Raw genomic sequence first — 18,942 nt, 5'->3', positions numbered from 1 at the left:
TCCATGGCGAAACTCGAGGGCATCCGGGCCTGCGTCTTCGACGCCTATGGCACGCTGTTCGACGTGCATGCGCCGGTGGCCAAGCTCGCCCAGGAGATCGGCGAGAAGGCCGATGCGCTGTCGAAAACGTGGCGGCAGAAGCAGCTCGAATATTCCTGGCTCAGAAGCCTCATGGGGGTGCATGCCGATTTCTGGCATGTCACCGGCGATGCGCTCGATTACGCGCTCGCCTTCCATGGCATCGAGGATCCGGGGCTCAAGGACGAGCTCATGGTCCTCTATCTCAAGCTCGACGCCTATCCCGACGCTAAGGCGGCGCTCGAGACACTCAAATCGCGCAATATGCGCCTGGGCATCCTGTCCAATGGCAGCCCCTCCATGCTGGAGGCGGCGGTGCGCTCGGCCGGGCTCGAAAAGCTCATCGACCAGGTGCTCTCGGTCGAGGATGTCGGCATCTACAAGCCGAGCCGGCGCGTCTACCGCCTCGCCATGCAGAAATTCGTCCTCCCGGATGCGCCCTCCATTTGTTTCGTCTCGTCCAACACCTGGGATGCGCAAGCGGCGGCGCAATTCGGCTTCCAGGTGGTCCGCATCGACCGCTTCGGTCTGCCCGACGACAAAATCCCGGGCAAGCCCGCGGCGAAAGTCAAATCGCTCAGCGAATTGCCGGCGCTTCTGTAGGATAGTCTGATGAAATGGCTCAACGAACCGCGCGAATGGAACGCGCAAGGTGCAAATCTTTCTTTTGTCACCGAGGACAAGACGGATTTCTGGCAAACGACCTTCTATGGCTTTCGCCACGACAATGGTCACTTCTACCACCGGGAAGTCGAGGGAGATTTCACCGCCGAGGTCGTCTTCCGGGCGGAGTATGAAGCGCTATACGACCAGGCGGGGCTCATGCTGCGGTCAGGCGAATTGCACTGGCTCAAGGCCGGCGTCGAATTCGCCCATGGCCGCGCGACGCTCAGCGCCGTTCTCACACAGGACGTGTCCGATTGGGCGATCGGCCCCGAAGTTTCGCCGAAGGAGCATGTTCATTTGCGCCTCACCCGCAAAGCAGGAGCCGTCTGCGTGCAATGGGCGAAGGACGGGAAATTCCAGACTTTGCGGCTCGGCGCCTTTTCCGCAAGCGCCCCCCTCATGGTCGGGCCCATGGCCTGCTCGCCGACACGCGCCGGCCTCAAGGTGCGCTTCGAAGATTTCAGGGTAGGGCCGGCCGTCGATTTCGCAGCTGAGGTTTAGCTGGAACGCCCCGCATTGCCTTTCGTCGTCAAAGCCGGCCTCGACATGGCGTTTTGGACGCTGTCGCGACAGGCCGCAACAGACCGGTCAGATTGCAACCTCGACCTTGACCGGCGTATTCTTGTCCCCGCAAATGCGCACGATGTCCTGCGGACATGCTGATATTGCAATCACGGCATCCATTTCGGCACGGAACACGATATTGTCCCCGGGCTTGGTGTCAGGGGACAGCATTTCGACGCGCATATCGGACGTCCATGGGAAGTGCGTGAAGAGATTCCACGGTTGTGGCGAGAACGGAATGGTGACACCCGCAGCACCAAGGGCTTCGTGCAAATTGTCCTGGCAATTGCGGTGGTAGCCCTTGTGACCGAGGGTCTCGAACCGGGTCTTGTCGCACGCCGCCAGCAGCATGTCGTGCTGGCCCGGCGAATTGTCTTCGATCAGCGTGACGATGGCTCGCCTCTTGTTCGTATAGGCCGACTGACCTTTCCGCACGACCATGCTCATATTCGCGACACGGGTGTGCGCAACCGATAAATGTTCGTTGGGATCTTCCTTGTTGAAGGCCCAGAAATCGATGGGCTGCTGTCCTTCAAGATCTGTGAGGCGGAAGAGTTGCCCTTTCTCGACCGAAAAGGCATGGCCGTAGCCGGCAGGGCATATGTGTTCGCGCGGGACTTTCGAAAGTACGTTCATCTTTCTCTCCAATGTTATCAAGCTTGGATACTGTGTCGAGCCGTACAGGCGACATCTCAGCCGGCGCTGAGCTCTTCCTGCCAGATCGCCAGAATGTCATCGATGTTCGGTGCCACTTGATAGGTCAGGCTGCGCTCGTAGTAGGTCCACATATCGTCGGTCTGGATCACCTTGCGCTGCTCCGCGCTAAGCGTTTCCGCCACGTGCTTGTTCGGTACCGGACAAGCTGACCATTCGGTCCAGGCGAGAGCCCGGCCGGCTTCCTCGGAAACAAGGTGCTTGATCAGGCCTTTCGCGAGTTCGGGCTCGCTCGCGTCCTTCATCACGGCTGCTGCCTCGAGCCAGATCACGCCCTGCTGGAGGCCATTGATCGGCTCGGGCACGAAGCTCATCATTTCCATGTGGCCGGCCTTGCGCAGGCCCGAGGCGATGTAGTTGCCGCCGGCAAGGAAGATCAGTGCCGAGCCGTCGAGCAGGGTGCGCTGCGCCTGCACCAGATCGGCCGTGATCAACCTGGTGTTCTTGAACAGGGCGCGGAAGACCTTGCGTACCTCCGCCAGCTCTGCGCTGCCCATCTCCTTGAACGGGTTGATGCCGGCATAGAGGATGACCTGGAAGGTCGCCCAGTCACCGAAGTCGAGGATGCCGATCTTGTCCTTGTTCTTGGGATCGAATACCGGCGCGTAGCTCGTCCAGTCGTCGGGGTCGGAGAATTTTGTGTTGATGTTCACCCCGACCCAGCCCCAGCGCGTCGGCAGGCCGGTGGTCTTGCCTTCCCACGTCAATGGAGCGAAGGGAGGCTGGAACTGCGGATAGAAGCTGTCGAATGTCTCCTTGAACTCCCCTGGGTCGAGGAATTCGCAGATCCCCGCCGCCCCCATGCGTTGGATCCACGGCACATCGTTGACGACGAGATCGTAGTCGCGATAGGCGCCAGCCGCCAATTTCGTGAACGTCCCACCCGAGTCCGTCAGCGACTCGAACTTGACAGACAGATCATGTGTTTTCTTGAAGGGGCCGATGACCTCGTCCCCCTGATAGCCGTCCCACCCGATCCAGTTGAGCGTCCGTGCCGCGCGGGCGTTGCCGGAGAAGCCCAGTCCGGCAAGGAGTGCCGCGCCGCCCATCAGGGCATGTCGCCGCGAGATCGGCCCGGCTCGCCATGGCACGCTTGATAGCCGATAGGTCGTGTCGTTTGTCCTGTGCATGATTGTCATTCTCGTTTCCTCCTCCTTGTTGTCGGGCCGGGCAAGCCGGCCTCGTTCTTGTCCGTCAGCCGAACTTGCGTTTCAGCGTGTCGGCGATGCCGCGATAGATGCCGATGAGTTCCCTTTCGACGTCATCCAGAGTGCAGTCCGGGCGGACGTCGGCCCAACCGCGCCAGTCGACCACGCAGCTTCGGGGGGTGGCGCCCTCCCGCACGACAATTGTCGAATAGTAGTTCTCGAAGGGGAATTTGAGTCCGACAAGCTCGGTGATGATGTAGCTGTAGGTTCGAGCCGCTTCGTCGAAGTGAATCAGACGCTCGACGATCTCACCGCCGCCGGTTACCCCGATCCGGCGATCCTTGCCGCCGGCCTCGAGGATGCTCCACCTGCTGGTCGGATCGAAGGCCGGCAGGTTGTTGAATCCGCCGACCAGGTCCCACACCGCCTCGGCCGTCGCGCCAATGGCCTCGACGACGACGAACTCATGCTGGCCTTTCGCAAAGCGCGTCATGCTTTCTGCTCCAGTTCCTGCGACGTCCAGACCTCACGGTTCATGTTCCAGTTCCGCGACGGGTTGGTCGTAATAGGGATAAGGATGCCTGCGTGGCGTCCAGATTCCGTCTTGAGCCGAAGCTTTGGCGTGGACCGCGATTTCTTCGAGAGAAGCGACCCATACCTTTCCGGTCTTGATGACGTGCTCCAGCCAGGCCGCAAGGAAGTCGAAGCGCGACAGGCGCCCGGTGACGAATGGATGCCAGACCGTGACGACCAGCCCGCCATGGATCATGGCCGCGTCGAGCTCCGCGTCATAGACGGCGAAGGCCTCGGACGGCGATCTTATCGGCATCACGTAATCGAATTCGTGGGCGTGCGTAAAATGCGCCCAGTCATCCATGGCGTGATGTGTCGGAAGGATCGTCAGTTCGCCCTTCGGCGTATCGAGAAAGTAGGGGATGTCGTCCCCCATCAGGGTGGAGTCATAGAGAAACCCGCGCTCGGCGAGGAGCGTTGGCGTGTGGCGCGATGCCGAATAGAGCGGACCGCGCCAGCCGCGCGGCCTCTTTCCCGTCATCCGGGCAATGACGTCGATCTGGCGGTCCAGCCAATAGATCTGGCGCTCGAGCGGCATGGTATTGGCCGCCTCGTGAAGGTAGCCATGCGCGGCGATCTCATGTCCGTCCTTCAGGATCAGATCGACCAGATGCGGATAACGCTCCATGCACCAGGCCGGATAGAAGAATGTCTGCTTCAATCCGAAGCGGCGAAACAGTGCCAGAATGCGCGGCACGGCCACCTCGTCGTATTTGAGCCACGAGATGGAAGCGAGATAGTCGATGGCTTTCTCGCGATGGCCGATGTGGATCAGGCTGTCGGTGTCGACATCGAATGTGATGGCCAGGGCGCAGTGGGCGCCGTTGGGCCAGGCAATGGGATTTGCGATGGCTCTATCCGCCTTCCGCCTGTTGCGCGGGCCTTTTCGCTGCACGCTCTTGCTCATGCGTAGGTCTCCACCGTCCTGAGCTGCTGGTGTGACGGCGAGCGGCGCCTCAGGACTTCGGCAAGGATCACCAGCGCGATCATTGGAACAAGGACCACTGTTGCGATCGCGGGATATGCAGGAGACGAATTGAAGGCGAGTCCTGCATAGACATAGGTCGGCAAGACCGGCGTGGTGCCGCTCAGATTGAACGAGATGTAAAAGTTGCTCCATGACAGGAGGAAGGAGAAGATCGCCGCCGAGAAGATTCCCGGCCACAGAAGTGGCACCGTCACATGGCGGTAGACCTGCCAAGTGCTCGCGCCGCAATCGCGGGCCGCATGCTCGAGCTGCGGGTCGAGCGAGGCCAGGCGCACCGCGACGACGATTGCCGCAAATGGAATGATATAGACAATGTGCCCGACGATGGTGGTGACGAGGCCCAGCGAGAAGTGGAGCCAGTTGCCCAGCACGGCGAACCACAGGAGCAGCACGATCCCGAGCAGCAATTGCGGGAACAGGAGGGGAGTAAGATTGAGGAAAGCCAGGGCCGTGCGGAAGCGAAAGCTGAAGCGGACGAGCCCGATGGCGAGCAGCGTGCCGCAGACGGTAGACACGACCATCACAAGCGTCGCGATGACCAGCGAGTTCCAGGCCGCCTCCTTGAAGGCGGCATCGTGAAACAGACTGAGATACCAGTCCGTGGTCACGCCGTCGAAGGGAAGCACGAGATGCCGACCGGAGCGGAAGGAAAAGCCGATCAGCGTGATGATCGGCACATAGAACAGCAGCAATACGGCGACGACGGAGCCGTAGAGCACGGCAGGCACGATCCGCTTGTCGATGAAGCGTAGGGTCATTGCGGCATCCTGCGGTTCTTGACCAGGGTCAGCCACGCGACGGCGATTGTAAGCAGCGTGGCGCTTACGAGGATCGTGGTGAGTGTGGCGCCGAGCGGCCAGTTGACGCGTGTCTCGAAGGTCTGCCGGATGAGCGAGCCCATCATGGGGGCCTTGCCGCCGCCAAGGACGCGCTCCTCGAGCAGCGAGCCCATGCTGAGGATGAAAACGAAGGCGGAGCCGGCTGCCATGCCGGGAACGCAAAGGGGAACGGTCACTTCCCAGAAAGCGCGAAGCCGCGTGGCGCCCGCGTCATAGGCAGCGAGCAGCAGGTCGCGATCCAGAGCCTCGATGGACAAATAGAGCGTGAAGATCATGAAGGGCAGGAGATTGACGACCATGCCGAAGAGGGCCGCGTAAGGCGTGAAGATGAAACCATGATCGAAGCCAGCCTCGACAAGGCCGGTCCGCCTTATGAGCCAGTTGGCGAGCCCTTCCTGATCAAGCACTAGGACCCAGCCATAGGTCTTGAGCACAAGATCCGTCAGAAAAGCGAAGACGATGAGGACCTTGATGTGCGCATCCCAGGCGCGCAGCCGCGTGACCATGCAGTAGGCCATGGGGAACGCGATGACGAGGCACAGGGCGACGCAGGTCAACGACGTCGACAGGGTGCGTGCCAGCGTCCACCAGTAATGGGGACGCGTCAGCGCGAGCGACCATGTCGACAGGTCCCAGCTCCAGTAGAGCTGGAACTGCCGGCTGGCCTGAAACGTCAGAACCAGCATCAGGAGCAGCGGCGCGGCATAGAACAGCACCTGAATAACTGTCGACGGAAGGGCTGCCGTCAGCAATTCCCGATCGCGCCAACTCCGTGCTGATGAGTCTTCCATCATCGGTCGTCGACCTGGAGAACAAAGGCATCGTTCCCGGCGAAGCTGAGACGGACATCGGCGCCGATGGTGATGCCGGGCCGGCGCACGCCCTGGGCCTCGACCACGAGCGGGATGTCGCCATGCCGCGTCGCTGCCCGATATTGGGTGATCGAGCCCTTGCGGAAGATCTCCGTGACACGTGCTGCGATGGTGCATGATCCGGAGGCGTGCTCGTCAGCCCTGAGATGCTCGGGCCGAACCATGACCAGGGCCGGTCCGCTGACGATCTTTTCACCGGCCTGTCCAGATGCGAATGACGACCTCGTGGGCTCGATGAAGGCGCTGCGGTATCCGATTTCCTGTTCGCCGACTTCCGTGATCTCGACCGGTATGAGATTCGTTTCGCCGATGAAGCCGGCCACAAATGCGGTTCTTGGACGATGGTAGATCTCTTCCGGTGTTCCGATCTGGATGATCTCGCCGTTGCGCATTACGCAAATGCGGTCGGCAAGGATCATGGCCTCTTCAAGATCATGCGTGACATGGATGAACGTCACGCCGAGCCGGCGATGCAATGAGCGCAGCTCAGCCTGCAGGTTCATTCGGAGCTTGGCGTCGAGGGCGCTCAGCGGCTCATCAAGCAAGAGGATGCGGGGCGAGGAAACCATCGATCGGGCCAGGGCGACCCTTTGTTGCTCGCCGCCCGAGAGCTGCGCAGGATACTTCCTCAGATACTCGGGCTTGAGTTGCATGAGCTTCATCATGTCGGCCACGCGCTCCGCACGCTCGCGAGGCGGTATTTTTCGTAGCTTCAGGGGAAAGCCGATGTTGTCGCCGACCGTCATATGCGGGAACAGCGCGAGACGCTGGAACACCATGCTCGTCGGCCGCCCGGCAGGCTCGACGTCGGTGACATCGATCCCGTCAATCAGCACACGGCCGGCGGAGGGGCGCTCGAAACCGCCAAGCATCTTGAGGAATGTCGATTTCCCGGAGCCGGAAGGTCCGACAAGCGCCAGGAACTCTCCCGCTCTCACCTCAAGGACGGTAGGCTTCAGTGCGAGATGGGCAGCATAAGTCTTCGCGAGCCCGGCAGCGACCAAAATTGAAGGTTGTGGCACCGCCCTCAACCGCGGATCGAACGGCGCGTCGATCGAACCGACCACACTGCGTTCGTGCTTCACCATGGGCATTCCCACCCCAACTCCCGGTGAGCCAAAATTTATGGTCAGATATAAAAATATGTCAAGACGTAAAATTATTTTTGACAACAAGCATAGCATCGCACAAAAAATTAGCACTGCTACAGGATTCGGATTATGCGTCCTTCAAGAACCTCGGACCGAGCCGCACAGCGCCTCGACCACACTGACGAATGGCAAGCGATGGGATTGCGTGAGAGGCAGAAAATCCAGCGCGGTGAGAGAATCATCTCGGCTGCGGCGGGTTTGTTCAATGAGTTTGGCTACCAAGAGGTCACGATCGAAGATATTGCCAATCGGGCAGAGGTGTCGGCGGCCACGGTTCGAAACTATTATGTCTCAAAGGGACAATTGCTGTTGGCTATCGTCGAGCGCGGCGATGAAGAGATCCACCGGTTTGCGCTCAAGATTGCCGCCGGCCCGCTTCAGGATGCAATCGAGACGCTGAACGAGGTCGTTGCGAAAACGACAAATCATTCCCTGGAATATCTGAACCACAAAGTCTGGCGGCATGCGATTGCAACCAGCATTACCCGGGACGAGCCGGACTACGGTACTGGCTTTTCCGCCATCCACGGCAAGTTCATCGAGAGCTATGAAGCGGTCGTGCGGGCGCTTCAGAAGGCCGGCAAGCTGTCGATGGCGGCCAATGCGACGATGATGGCGAGTGTCCTGTACAAGATTCAACATTCCCTCTTCGTTGAGCTCATTGGCGAGACCGAACTCGATTTCAAACGTTATCTGGCCCGACAGCGGGCCCATGTCGAATTCATCGTGTCACCACACGTGCCTGATTAAGGCATTCGACATCCTGCGAAGGATTGGGCTCAAGACGACTTGACGAAGGACTCTAGCTGGCGCGGGCGAGCTTCTCGTTCATGCGGCGCGCCGCATGGAGCCGCACCGCATCGCCAAAGGCTTTGAACAATTTGACCGAGTCGGGATTGCCTGCGGCTTTGTATTCGGGATGCCATTGGGTGCCGATGGCGAAGGACCTGGCGCCCTTGACCGACACCGCCTCGACGATGCCGTCGGGCGCACGCGCCTCGACAGTGAGGCCGGGGGCGATCTTGTCCACCGCCTGGCGATGCAGGCTGTTCACCATGGTCTCGCGCTTGCCGAGAATGCCTTCGAGCTGGCCGCCGGGGGTGATCGAGATCGCATGGACGGGTCCGTATTTGACGTCCATGTCCTCGACCTTGCGCGAGCGGTGATCGAGCCGGCCCTCGCCGCGCTGCACCTCGGTCTCGAGCGTGCCGCCCAGCACGACATTGAGCTCCTGGAAGCCGCGGCAGATGCAGAAGAGGGGCATGCCGCGGTCGATGACAGCGCGGATCAGCTTCAAGGTGAGCTGGTCGCGATGATGGTCATAGGGCTCGTGATCGACCGAGGGCGCTCCGCCATAATGCGGCGGATGCACATTGGAGATGGCGCCGGTCATCAGGACACCGTCGAAATGATCGAGGAGCGCCGAGAGATCCATGGCCTCGGCAATGGCCGGGATCATCACCGGCAGGCATTGCGCGACATCGGAGACGGCGCGGACATATTTGTCGCCGAGGGAATGGAAGAGCAGGTGGTTGCTTTCATAGGTGTCGGAGGGGAGGCCGACGAGGGGATGTCTGATCATGGTGCGAACTGATACCCTAGAATAGGCGGCAAATCCATGGCACCTTGATTCAATTGGGATTTCCAGGTGTTAAAGATTGCCACATGCGCCATTTACGCCCCATCCGCCCGTCCTCATCCCGGTAGAACATGGATTTCACCCTTTCCCCAGATATCGAGAAGCTCCGCCGCAAGACCCGCGATTTCATCGCGAGCGAGGTCTTGCCGCTCGAAAGCCGCCCCGAGATCTATGACGAATTCGAGAATATAAGGCTCGACCGGCTGGACGAGCTGCGCGCCAAAGCCAAGGCGGCGGGCCTCTGGGCCCCGCAAATGCCGACCTCGCGCGGCGGGCTCGGTCTCTCCGTGGTCGGCTGGGCGGCGCTTTATGAAGAAGCCAACCGCTCGATCTTCGGACCCGCCACGCTCAATTGCGCGGCGCCCGATGACGGCAACATGACCGTCCTCAACAAGGTGCTGAGCGATGAGCAGAAGGACAAATGGCTGCAGCCGATCATCGACGGCAGGTTGCGCTCGTCCTTCGTCATGACCGAGCCTGCCCCGGGCTCGGGCTCCGATCCCGGCGGCATGATGCTGACCAGGGCCGAGAGGAAGAACGACCGCTATGTCGTCAGGGGCCGCAAATGGTTCATCTCGGGCGCGGCACTCGCCCGCCATTTCATCCTCATCGCCCGTACCTCCGATGATCCGCGGCGCGGGCTTTCGGCCTTCCTCTATCATGGCGACGATCCCGGCTGGCGCATCGTGCGGCGCATCGACATCATGGGGCCGCAGGAGCATGGCGGCGTGTGCGAGCTTGAATTCGACGGGCTCGAGATCCCGATGGAGCATCGCCTCCTCGAGGAAGGCGATGGGCTCAAATTCACGCAACTGCGCTTAGGTCCGGCGCGCCTCACCCATTGCATGCGCTGGCTCGGCCTCGCCAAGCGATGCCTCGAGATCGCGCAAGCCCATGTCGGTGAGCGCAAGGCCTTTGGCGCGACGCTCGCGACCCGCGAATCCGTGCAGATGATGCTGGGCGATGTCGCCAAGGACATCCAGGTCGGCTGCCTTCTCACCATGAACGCCGCCTGGCGCCTGGACCAGGGTGACAAGGCGCAAAGCGACATCTCCATGGCCAAGATCCATGTCGCCGACACGCTGCACAAGGCCGCCGATACCTCGATCCAGCTTCTCGGCGCCAAGGGCTATTCCAAGGACACGGTGCTCGACTGGATCTACCGCTATGCCCGCGCCGCGCGGCTGATCGACGGCGCCTCCGAGGTCCACCGCATGCTGATCGCGCGCGCTTTGGCGAAGGAGGGCATCGATTTCTGGAAATGGGGCCGGGATGTTCAAGGATGATCTGCTGGCCGGCAAGCGGGTGCTGGTGACGGGTGGCGGCACCGGCCTGGGCCGGTCGATCACCCAGCGCTTCATGTCCCTTGGCGCCCATGTCGTCATTTGTGGGCGGCGCCCAGAGGTGCTTGAGAAGACAGCCGCCGAGCTCTCGGCCTCTGGCGCCGGAAGGGTCGAACACATAAGCTGCGACATCCGCGATCCGGAAGCCGTCGACGCCATGCTGTCGGCGATTTGGGAGAAGGGCGCGCTCGACATCCTGGTCAACAACGCCGCTGGCAATTTTACGGCACCGACCGAGAGCCTGTCGCATCGCGCCATGGATGCGATCCTAGGTGTCGTGCTGCATGGCACGGGCTATGTCACGCTGGGCTCGGGCAAGCGCTGGCTGGCGGAAAGCCATGCCGGCACCGTGCTCTCGATCGTCACCACCTATGCCTTCACCGGATCGGCCTTTGTCGTGCCCTCGGCGATGGCAAAAGCGGGCGTGCTGGCGATGACGCGCTCGCTCGCCGTCGAATGGGGCGGCCGCGGCATCAGGCTCAATGCCATAGCGCCCGGTCCCTTTCCGACCGAAGGGGCGTGGGAACGGCTGGTGCCCAAGCCTGAGCTCGCCAAGGCTTTCGAGGAGAAGAACCCGCTGCGCCGCGCCGGGCGCCACGAGGAACTGGCGAACCTTGCCGCCTTCCTCGTCTGCGATCAGGCCGCCTATATCAATGGCGAGTACGTGACCATCGACGGCGGCGAGTGGCTGCAAGGGGCCGGGCAATTCAACTTCCTCAGGCAGATGATGAGCCCGCAAGACTGGCAGGACGCGAGAGCCACGCGGAAATGAGCGTCTGGTAGCGTCCTCAAATCACTTGGAGAGATCCTTGCCCGGCTCTCAGTCGGCCGCTATCCGGCACGACTGCAGAGCGGTGCGGTTCGTGAGCCGGTATTCCAGGGGAGAGCGTCCGATGCGTCCGGAAAAGGCAATGGTGAACGCGCTCGAGCTGGAATAGCCGACAGCTCGCGCTATCCTGTCCAGCGACAGGCTGTCAGCGGCAAGCAGCTCCATGGCGCGCATGATGCGGACCTCCGAGATCAGTGTCTTGGGTCCGAAGGAGAATTCCTGCTGGGCCAGTCTCTGCATCGTGCGGGGGGCCAGCGCGCAGGCGCGGCAGGCCGATTCAACCGTGACGTCATCGAGATGTTCCCGGACATGGCTGACGAAAGCCCGTGTCTCTGGTGACTTCGCCGCTGGAAGCCACAGCATCCTGGGATTGGAGAACCATTCGGTGCACAGCATCGAGATCGTCTTGAGCAAGTGGCGCATCATGTCCGGATCACCGGACTCACGGCCGGCCAGGTCAACCAACAGCGCGAAGATTTCATGAACCAGCGGATTGGCCTGGGTCACCCAGCAGCCGTGATGGTGCCAGGGATGATCATTGGGGTCGAGAAACGCGGCATTCACCCGTGTTCCGGCCGCCGTGCGCAAATTGAACGGACGATTGGCCGGCACAAATATCATGTGGTTCGGCATCACCAGCCAGCCACCGGAACCTCCCTCGACATCCATCATCCCATCGACAACGAGAACGAGCTTGTGCAGCTCATCCCCCTCGGAGGATTCCTCCCATTCGCCGCAGTCAAATGTCGCGACCGACGGGCCTGCTTTGCTGTCGCCGGCAAATTTCCGGCCGCCCCTCGACACGAACGCGAAGTCTCGGGTTATGCGAACCAGCCGGTCAACCGTTGATACGGAGTTCAAGCCATCACCATCAAATTTGGGACCACATAGCCAAGGGTCCCCCAGGTTACAACATTGCGCTTGGCTGATTATATATTATTATTGACCTTTTTTATAATATCGGCCACCATACCTTGGAGGCTGGCGAAGATCGGTCCAGGAATGGGAGAAAATGCAACAAGATCCGGGGGTTGCCCATCGGCCGGCTGCATTGACGATCCGCGGTCTGCGGAAGTCCTTCGGCGCCACCAAGGCCGTCCAAGACGTCGATCTGACCCTGTTGCAAGGAGAAGTGCTGGCTCTTCTCGGGCAGAACGGCGCCGGCAAGTCGACGCTGGTCAAGATCCTTGCCGGGGTCTTCGAGGCCGATGGCGGCGAGGTCCGGCTCGGCGAGGAGCCCTACGACCTCAAGCGTGATCGCCATGCCGTCGCCTTCATCCACCAGGACCTCGGCCTCATCGAGTGGATGACGGTTGCCGAGAACATCGCATTGGCTCAAGGGTTTGCACGCCGCTTCGGGCTCATCGACTGGGCGGCGGTGGAGAACCAGGCGCGCCGGTCGCTGGCGCGGATCGCGCCGGCCATCGATCCGCGTCGCCGCGTCAGCGATCTGACCCGCACCGAGAAATCGCTGGTCGCCATTGCGCGCGCGCTTGGCATCCAGTCGCGTATCCTGGTTCTCGACGAGCCGACCGCCAGCCTGCCCAAGAACGACGTGCAAGTCCTGTTCAGCGTATTGCGCCAGCTGAAGCGGGAAAGTGTGAGCATGATCTATGTCTCGCATCGCCTCGACGAGGTATTCGCCATCTCCGACTCGCTGCTCGTCCTGCGCGATGGGAAGGTGGCCGATGCGCGCCGCACGGACAAGTCCAACCCGGAGGCGCTGATCCGCAGCATCATCGGCCGGGAGCCAGAGAAAGTGTTCGTCCGTCCGCCGCGGCCGGCGCCGGAGGAAGTTCTCGTTTGCAAGGATCTGGCGGGTGAAAGCGTGGGACCCGTCTCCTTCACCGTCCACCGCGGCGAGATTGTCGGGCTGGTGGGTCTCAGGGGAGCAGGCCATGAGATCATCGGACGGATCCTGGTCGGCGACGAGCCGCAGACCGCGGGAGCAATATCGATCGGTGGCCGCAAGCTCGCCAATATATCGCCCGCCGCGGCGATCACAGGCGGGCTCGGGATCATCGCCGCCGATCGCCTCGCCGAATCGGTCGCGCCCGGCATGTCGATCCGGGAAAACCTGTTCTTGAATCCGCCAGCCTCCGGCCATGGGCTGCTGTCGCTCGCCCGGCCCGGCATCGAGGCGCAGCAATGCCACGAGGCCGGCCGCCGGATCGGACTGGTTCCCAATGATCCGGAAACGCCGATCGAAAGCTTGTCCGGCGGCAACCAGCAAAAGGTCGTGCTGTCGCGGTGGGTGCGTATCGCGCCCAAGGTGCTGGTGCTCGAGGATCCGACCGCCGGAGTCGATGTCGGAGCCAAGGCCCAAATCTATCACCTGCTGGCCGAGCAGCTCGCCGCCGGGCAGGCGATCCTTCTGATCTCCACCGACTTCGAGGAGGTCGCGCAGATCTGCCACCGCGCCCTGGTGTTCCGCCATGGTGAGATCGTCAGCGAGCTCGACGGCGGCGCATTGAGCATCGAGACGGTTACATTGGCATCGTCATTGGCCGATTCACCATCCGGCATCCATGCCGCGGTCTAGCAAGGGCTCGTCACATGCAATCCATCAAGTCCACCGCCCTCGAACCGACCAAAGTCGAGCTGGCCTCGATGAATATCCGGCAAAAATTGGTCAGGCTGATACCGGTCTATGGACTGCTGGTGTTCACGATCCTGCTGATCCTGCTCTTCTCCATTCTGCTACCCAATACATTCCCGACGATGCTGAACTTGCGCTCCATCCTGGGCGACAAGGCGATCATCGCTATTCTTTCGCTGGCGGCCATGACGCCCATGGCTGCCGGGCGCATCGACCTGACGGTCGGCTACGGCATCGTGCTCTGGCACATTCTGGCCATTGCACTGCAGACCACGCTCGGGATCGACTGGCGCATCGTGGTGGTGATGGTCCTGCTCGCCGGCTGCCTGCTCGGGCTCCTGAACGGGCTCCTCGTGGAAGTGGCCCGCATCGATTCCTTCATCGCCACGCTGGGCACCGGCACGATCCTCTATGCGATCGCCCTTTGGTACACGGAAGGACGCCAGATCGTCGGCGTCCTGCCGAAGGGCTTCACCGATATGTATGCCTGGCAGCCGCTGGGCATCCCGGTCGTCGCCTTCTATGTGCTGGCGATCAGCTTCGCCATGTGGGTCGTCCTCGAATACACGCCGATCGGCCGCTGCCTCTATGCGATCGGAGCCAACCCGCGCGCCGCCGAGCTCAACGGCATCCCCAACCGGCGCTTCATCATCGGCGCTTTCGTCGTGTCGGGCCTGCTCGGTGCCGCCGCCGGGCTGCTCCTCGCCGCCCGTCTGCGGATCGGCCAGGCGAGTGTCGGGCTCGAATATCTGCTGCCTGCCTTGGTCGGCGCTTTCCTCGGCTCGACGACGATCAAGCCCGGACGCGTCAATGTCTGGGGAACGATTGTCGGCGTCGCGGTCCTCGCGGTCGGCATATCCGGCATCCAGCAGATCGGCGGTGCCTTCTACATCGAGCCGCTGTTCAACGGCGTCACGCTGCTGATCGCCATTGGCCTCGCCGCCTATGCCCAGAAGCGGCGCGGCCGCGCGCGAGCGCCGGCGACGAGCGACACTCCTCAGGCGAGCGCCTGAGCAAAGGACTTCGCATTGGCGGAGGATATCAACGGGAGGAAAGTGACATGATAGTGAAGCGGACGATCACCACGACAGCCTTGCTCCTTGCGGCACTGACAACCGGCGCGAGTGTCGCCTTCGCCGACGCGGTTGCGGACGCCAAGGCCTTCGTGGAAAAGATGAGCAAACCCAACGCGCCGTGGAACGGACCCACCACCGGACCAAAGGCGGCCGCAGGCAAGACGATCTTCTACGTGTCGACCGACCAGCGCAATGGCGGTGCGCGCGGCGCCGGTGAAGGCGTGAAGGCCGCGGCGCAACGGATCGGCTGGACATTCAAGGAGAGCGACGGCCAGGGATCGGTCGCGGGCCGCGCCACTGCCCTCAATCAAGCGATCGCCTCGAAGCCCGATATCATCGTGCTCGGTGGCATCGACGCAACCGAACAGGCGGCGGTCATCGAGGAAGCGGGGAAGCAGGGGATCACCCTCATCGGCTGGCATTCCTATGGCAAGGCCGGCCCGCATGACACTTTGCCGATCTTCACCAACATCACCACCGACCCGCTCGACGTGGCGCGCGCCGCCGCGTCCTATCCTTGCGCCGAGACCGGCGGCAAGGTCGGCGCCGTGATCTTCACCGACAGCACCTATGAGATCGCCGTCAAGAAGTCGGATGCCATGGCCGAGGTCATCAAGGTCTGCGGTGAAAGCAAGGTGCTCGAGATCGTCGATACGCCGCTGGCCGACGCGTCGAACCGCATGCCGCAGCTGACGACATCGCTGCTGCAGCGCCACGGCGCCGCATGGACCACCTCGCTCAGCATCAATGATCTCACTTTCGACTTCATGGCGCCATCGCTCTCAGCCGCGGGCATCGGCGGCAAGGACAATCCGCTGGCGATCTCCGCCGGCGACGGCAGTGAAGTTGCCTTCCAGCGCATCCGGGCCGGCGAGTATCAGGCGGGAACCGTGGCCGAGCCGCTGCTTCTGCAGGGCTGGCAGATCGTCGATGAAGCCAACCGGGCCGAGAACGGCGAGAAGGAAAGCGGCTTCATCGCGCCGCCGCATCTGTTCCTGCCGTCCAACATCGAGTTCGACGGCGGGCCCGCCAACACCTACGACCCCAATAACGGCTATGCCGATGCCTATGCCAAGATCTGGGGCGTGAAATAGGAAATCTCCACGCTGGGCGGCGCCACGGCGCCGTCCGGCATCCGTGAAATCACCGCAACCACAGGATACGGGAAACAGCCCATGAGCATCCAGCCTCTTCCGAAAGCCGATTTCAGCTACAACATGAAACTGATCGGCCATAGCGATCAAGGCGGAAGGCCGGACGGCGTGCAGCTCATGGTCAACAAGGGCTTCGCCTATGTCGGCCACATGTTCTCAAAGGGCTTCAGCGTAATCGACGTGCGCGATCCGCATCATCCGAAAGCCGTCGAATATGTCGCGGCCCCGCACAATACCTGGAACATCCATCTCCAGACCCATGGCGACCTGCTGCTGGTGATCAACGCCAAGGACATGTTCGCCGCCGCCGAATTCCAGGACGAGAAGGCCTATTACAAGGGCGCCATCGGCCGGAAGGTCGGCACCGCCAGCGGCGATGCGGCGCGCGACTGGACAGGAGGCATGGCGGTCTATGATATCTCGACGGCGGGAAAGCCGCGAAAGATCGGCTTCATGCCGGTGGCCGGCGGCGGCATTCACCGCATCTGGTATACCGGCGGGCGCTGGGCCTATGCCTCGGCGCTGCTCGACGGCTTCACCGACTATATCTTCATCACCATCGACATGACCGATCCCACGCGTCCGGTCGAGGCGGGGCGCTACTGGCTGCCGGGCATGAACCTCGCCGCCGGCGAGACGCCGGACTGGGAGCCCACCCGACGCTATGGCCTTCATCATGCGACGGTATCCGGCGATATCGCCTATGGCGCCTGGCGCGATGCCGGCATGGTGGTGATCGATGTCGCCGACCGCCGCAAGCCGAAGCTCATCACGCACCGGAACTGGTCGCCTCCCTTCGGCGGCGGCACGCATAATTGCCTGGCTCTGCCCGACCGCGACCTGCTGGTGGTCGCCGATGAGGCGGTGCTCGATGACTATGAGGACGGCTTCAAGCCGATCTGGATCTTCGACAATCGCGTTCCCGGCAATCCCATCAGCCTCGCGACCTTTCCCGAACCCAAGGAGGCCGATTACAAGAGCAAGGGTGGTCATTTCGGGCCGCACAATATTCACGAGAACCGGCCGGATTCCTTCGTCAGCTCCGAGCTGATCTTCGCCACCTACCAGAATGCCGGCATCCGCGTCTTCGACATAAGCGATCAGTACCGGCCGAAGGAGGTCGCCGCCTTCGTGCCCGGCGAGCCCGCGACGCTCGCCGACCGGCGACCCAACCGCAAGAAGGTCATACAGTCCTGCGATGTCTATGTGGACAAAGCCGGCCTCGTCTATGCCAACGACTATAATGGTGGCCTGTACATACTCGAATATCAAGGATAGAGCGGCGAGGTGTCCAGCCAGTTTCTCGAAGATTGCCGGAGCCTGGTCGGCCCGCGCAACGTCCTCATGGCGGAAGATGACTTGCGCCGCTTCGAAGTCGACGTGTGGCAGCAATATTCCGGCAAGGCGGCTGCGGTCATTCGCCCGGGAACGACGGCGGAAGTCGCGAGCGTCGTGGCGCTCGCCGCCCGGCACGGCATCACGCTCGTTCCTCAGGCCGGCAACACAGGCCTGGTGAATGGCGGGATTCCGGATGCGAGCGGGAGCCAGGTCGTTATCTCCGTCGAGAGGCTCGACAAGATCCGTGCCATGGATGCGGCTGCGGGCTTCCTCATTGTGGAAGCGGGCTGCATCCTCGACAAGGTGAGATCGGCCGCCGAAGAGGCGAACCGGATGTTTCCGCTTGCGCTCGGGTCGGGTGGCTCTTGCCGCATTGGCGGCAACATCGCGACCAATGCTGGCGGTCTCAATGTCCTGCGCTATGGGATGATGCGCGACCTTGTCCTCGGCATCGAAGTCGTGCTTGCCGACGGTAGTGTCCTCGACATGCTCAATCCGCTGCGCAAGGACAATACCGGCTATGACCTGAAGCAGCTCTTCATCGGCTCGGAAGGCACGTTGGGCGTTGTCACGGCCGCCAGCTTGAAGCTGGCCAGCAGGCCGAAGGAAACCGTCACGGTGTGGCTGGCCGTCACTGCGGCGGAAGACGTCCTTACGCTGTTCAGCCGCCTCGGTGACCGGTTTGGCGAACTGATCTCCGCCTTCGAGCTCCTCACCGCGGATTGCGTGGACAACGTGCTCGGCGGAATAAGCGGTGTCCAGTCTCCGCTCTCCGCTCCACATCCGCTCCATCTTCTGATCGAGGTTGCCTGGACATTCGAAAGCGGTTTGCTGGCTCATGTCGAGGCCGCGCTCGAAGCTCTGCTCAACGAAGGACTATGCGCCGATGGCGCTATCGCTGTGTCGGAAGCGCAGCGTGTCAATATGTGGCGGCTGCGGGAGAGCCAAAGCGAGGCCGCAAGCAAATACGGCTATGTGCTGCGCAGCGACGTCTCCATCCCGATTCGGGAATTGCCAGGCCTTCTTGGCTGGACGGAAAGCACGAAGGCACGGTTGTCCGGATCGGGGGTAAAGGTTCTGAGCTTTGGCCATGTGGGCGACGGCAACATCCATATCAACTTCGTTTTGCCACCAGGCTCGAAGACGGCTCTGCGATCGGAGCTGCTCTCAGACCTCTATGCTCTGATAGATCAGCTGAACGGCTCGATCAGCGCCGAGCACGGAGTCGGCCGCGCCAAGCGGGAAGCCGTTGCCAGCCGGCACAGCGCCAGCCGGCGCGAGATCGAGCGCCGCATCAAGAGAGCTTTTGATCCGCACAACCTGCTCAATCCCGGCGTGATCCTGAGCGCCGATCGGATCGACCTAAAATGA

The 18,942-nt window shown here is 62.0% G+C and carries 19 protein-coding genes; 10 read left to right on the top strand and 9 right to left on the bottom strand.

What is annotated here, in order from left to right; genetic code table 11:
- Positions 1-3 precede the first annotated feature (3 nt).
- Positions 4-681, top strand: a complete 678-nt coding sequence (locus tag DS839_RS23355; RefSeq protein ID WP_119272891.1) for a haloacid dehalogenase type II — start codon at positions 4-6, stop codon at positions 679-681.
- A gap of 9 nt (positions 682-690) precedes the next feature.
- Positions 691-1,245, top strand: coding sequence for a DUF1349 domain-containing protein (locus DS839_RS23350; RefSeq protein WP_368911858.1), 555 nt, complete (start codon positions 691-693; stop codon positions 1,243-1,245).
- A gap of 87 nt (positions 1,246-1,332) precedes the next feature.
- Here the strand turns inward: DS839_RS23350 and DS839_RS23345 are convergent, their stop codons facing one another.
- The 7 genes from DS839_RS23345 to DS839_RS23315 form a co-directional block, all read right to left on the bottom strand.
- On the bottom strand, positions 1,333-1,944 hold the full coding sequence (locus DS839_RS23345) for a DUF1989 domain-containing protein (protein WP_119272889.1): 612 nt from the start codon (positions 1,942-1,944) through the stop codon (positions 1,333-1,335).
- A gap of 56 nt (positions 1,945-2,000) precedes the next feature.
- Entirely contained in the window at positions 2,001-3,161 is a 1,161-nt protein-coding gene (locus DS839_RS23340) for an ABC transporter substrate-binding protein (RefSeq protein WP_119272888.1), read from the bottom strand.
- A gap of 55 nt (positions 3,162-3,216) precedes the next feature.
- The gene (locus DS839_RS23335) at positions 3,217-3,663 is read right to left on the bottom strand and encodes an SRPBCC family protein (protein ID WP_119272887.1); all 447 of its coding nucleotides are present in this window, start codon (positions 3,661-3,663) and stop codon (positions 3,217-3,219) included.
- A gap of 33 nt (positions 3,664-3,696) precedes the next feature.
- A complete protein-coding gene (locus DS839_RS23330) occupies positions 3,697-4,650 on the bottom strand; it encodes a polysaccharide deacetylase family protein (RefSeq protein WP_119272886.1) in 954 nt (317 codons plus the stop codon).
- Positions 4,647-5,489, bottom strand: coding sequence for an ABC transporter permease (locus DS839_RS23325; RefSeq protein WP_119272885.1), 843 nt, complete (start codon positions 5,487-5,489; stop codon positions 4,647-4,649). The genes DS839_RS23330 and DS839_RS23325 overlap by 4 nt, the downstream gene beginning before the upstream one ends.
- Positions 5,486-6,286 (bottom strand): ABC transporter permease, encoded by an 801-nt coding sequence (locus DS839_RS23320; protein WP_162918747.1) that lies wholly within the window; start codon positions 6,284-6,286, stop codon positions 5,486-5,488. Before DS839_RS23320 ends, DS839_RS23325 begins: the two co-directional genes overlap by 4 nt.
- Before the next feature lie 74 nt (positions 6,287-6,360).
- Positions 6,361-7,626, bottom strand: coding sequence for an ABC transporter ATP-binding protein (locus DS839_RS23315; RefSeq protein WP_119272883.1), 1,266 nt, complete (start codon positions 7,624-7,626; stop codon positions 6,361-6,363).
- A 36-nt stretch (positions 7,627-7,662) separates the two neighbouring features.
- On the opposite strand from DS839_RS23315, the gene DS839_RS23310 reads away from it, so the two are divergent.
- Complete coding sequence (locus DS839_RS23310) at positions 7,663-8,343, top strand: TetR/AcrR family transcriptional regulator (RefSeq protein WP_119272882.1); 681 nt, start codon at positions 7,663-7,665, stop codon at positions 8,341-8,343.
- Between the two features lie 52 nt (positions 8,344-8,395).
- Here the strand turns inward: DS839_RS23310 and DS839_RS23305 are convergent, their stop codons facing one another.
- Entirely contained in the window at positions 8,396-9,175 is a 780-nt protein-coding gene (locus DS839_RS23305; protein ID WP_119272881.1) for a gamma-glutamyl-gamma-aminobutyrate hydrolase family protein, read from the bottom strand.
- A gap of 128 nt (positions 9,176-9,303) precedes the next feature.
- Here DS839_RS23305 and DS839_RS23300 point away from each other — a divergent pair, with 128 nt between their 5' ends.
- Positions 9,304-10,518: an acyl-CoA dehydrogenase family protein gene (locus DS839_RS23300; RefSeq protein ID WP_119272880.1), complete on the top strand. Its 1,215-nt coding sequence runs from the start codon at positions 9,304-9,306 to the stop codon at positions 10,516-10,518.
- Complete coding sequence (locus DS839_RS23295; protein WP_119272879.1) at positions 10,505-11,347, top strand: SDR family oxidoreductase; 843 nt, start codon at positions 10,505-10,507, stop codon at positions 11,345-11,347. Before DS839_RS23300 ends, DS839_RS23295 begins: the two co-directional genes overlap by 14 nt.
- A 48-nt stretch (positions 11,348-11,395) precedes the next feature.
- Here DS839_RS23295 and DS839_RS23290 read toward each other — a convergent pair whose 3' ends face one another.
- Positions 11,396-12,265: a helix-turn-helix domain-containing protein gene (locus DS839_RS23290; RefSeq protein ID WP_162918746.1), complete on the bottom strand. Its 870-nt coding sequence runs from the start codon at positions 12,263-12,265 to the stop codon at positions 11,396-11,398.
- 151 nt (positions 12,266-12,416) lie between these two features.
- Here DS839_RS23290 and DS839_RS23285 point away from each other — a divergent pair, with 151 nt between their 5' ends.
- From DS839_RS23285 to DS839_RS23265, 5 genes are all read left to right on the top strand, one after another.
- The gene (locus tag DS839_RS23285) at positions 12,417-13,946 is read left to right on the top strand and encodes a sugar ABC transporter ATP-binding protein (protein ID WP_119272877.1); all 1,530 of its coding nucleotides are present in this window, start codon (positions 12,417-12,419) and stop codon (positions 13,944-13,946) included.
- Positions 13,947-13,960: 14 nt separating this feature from the next.
- Positions 13,961-15,016 carry an ABC transporter permease gene (locus DS839_RS23280; RefSeq protein WP_119272876.1) on the top strand — a complete coding sequence of 352 codons (1,056 nt, stop codon included), beginning with the start codon at positions 13,961-13,963 and terminating at the stop codon, positions 15,014-15,016.
- 47 nt (positions 15,017-15,063) lie between these two features.
- On the top strand, positions 15,064-16,173 hold the full coding sequence (locus DS839_RS23275) for a substrate-binding domain-containing protein (protein WP_119272875.1): 1,110 nt from the start codon (positions 15,064-15,066) through the stop codon (positions 16,171-16,173).
- A gap of 81 nt (positions 16,174-16,254) precedes the next feature.
- The gene (locus tag DS839_RS23270; protein ID WP_119272874.1) at positions 16,255-17,511 is read left to right on the top strand and encodes an LVIVD repeat-containing protein; all 1,257 of its coding nucleotides are present in this window, start codon (positions 16,255-16,257) and stop codon (positions 17,509-17,511) included.
- A gap of 9 nt (positions 17,512-17,520) precedes the next feature.
- A complete protein-coding gene (locus DS839_RS23265; protein ID WP_119272873.1) occupies positions 17,521-18,942 on the top strand; it encodes an FAD-binding oxidoreductase in 1,422 nt (473 codons plus the stop codon).

Source organism: Taklimakanibacter deserti (assembly GCA_003574785.1).
Note: the sequence above shows the minus strand (reverse complement) of the source record. Positions and strands in the feature narration are given on the sequence as shown.